1 protein-coding gene is annotated in these 1299 nt (G+C 54.1%); it reads right to left on the reverse strand.

Annotated features, from left to right (window positions below):
• Positions 1 to 60 precede the first annotated feature (60 nt).
• The gene (locus GV764_RS16625) at positions 61 to 1209 is read right to left on the reverse strand and encodes an integrase core domain-containing protein (protein WP_161661098.1); all 1149 of its coding nucleotides are present in this window, start codon (positions 1207 to 1209) and stop codon (positions 61 to 63) included.
• Positions 1210 to 1299 lie beyond the last annotated feature (90 nt).

Consider the following 1299-nt stretch of genomic DNA (forward strand, 5'->3'; position numbering starts at 1 on the left):
TGTATGAACCGGTCACATGGGTTACAGATCTGACCGGTCACATGGGTGACACTTTTTGATTTAATCGGCCCGGATTATACGATGATTTCGTCTGTCGTACCGGGCCAGTATCAGTTCGCCAAAGCCAATTTCATCAGTCTCCTCCTTCGTTTGTTTCATCCAGATCCATTCTTTTCCCAGCGCCTGCGATAAAAAAATCCGTGTACCGTTAAAATTTAAATCGCCTTTTGGTGCGACGCGCAGCACTCTGGCTCCATCCGGAACCGGCATGTCCTTCAGTGGACCGGTGAAGGTACGTGCAGACGGATACCAGACGGACTGCGGTGTTCTTCCTCCGAGTGCTTTATGAGGGCGTACTTCGTTAAATTCCTGCCGCCACGCGTCCAGCCACTTTTGCTGCTCTTCAAGGGATGTAAATTTCGGATGATGGTTCAGCGCTTCTTTCATGGTCCGGTGCATCCGCTCATGTCGGCCGTTTTCGGTGGGTTTACCGGGCCTGATGCGCTCAGGCAACACACCGCACTTTATCAGCCAGACTGACATCACGCTCAGTCCCCACAGACCGACTCCGGCAAACGGCGGCCCGTTATCTGTACGCAGTACCTCCGGCATGCCGCATTCACGGAACACCCGCTCCAGACAGGGCATGACAAATTTGCCGTCAGGCATATAGGTGGCATCGCAGGCCAGGACTGCCCTGCTGCAGTTATCGGTCAGGGTGAAAGGATGGCACCAGCGTCCACCGGTATGAGTGAATTTGCCCTTAAAATCAGCACTCCAGACATCGTTGGGCCGGACGACGGGATGCAGTACATGGGGTTGTGTGGGTTTGAAGGCGGGGGAGCGACGTTTTTTGACCAGGCCGTGTGCCCGTAGCAGGTCACCAAGGGTACTGGCAGCAGGCACACCGCTGACATTCAGGTTAAGAAGCCGTTGCCTGATCTTCTCCGGTCCCCAGAGCGGATACTGCTGCTTTGTTTGCAGCAGCAGTTCCACCATGGGCTGCGGGGTGGCGTTCTGATGATGACGTGCCCGGGAGCGATCATTAAGGGAACTCATATCATCCGGTGAAAAGCGGGCCAGCCATTTATAACCGGTTTTACGGCTGATATTAAAGCGGCGGCATACTTCAGCAACAGGAAGATCACCTTCCAGGCAGGCCGCGACAAACTGCAGTCGTTGCATGGTAACAGTCTCAGTCCAGGGCACGGTAAACCTCCGTCAGCTGTTTACCGTACTGTTATAACCTGTTACCCATGTGCCCGGTTTAAAGTGTTACCCATGTGACCGGTTCATACA

It is taken from the genome of Atlantibacter hermannii (genome assembly GCF_009907385.1).
Lineage (GTDB): Bacteria > Pseudomonadota > Gammaproteobacteria > Enterobacterales > Enterobacteriaceae > Atlantibacter > Atlantibacter hermannii_A.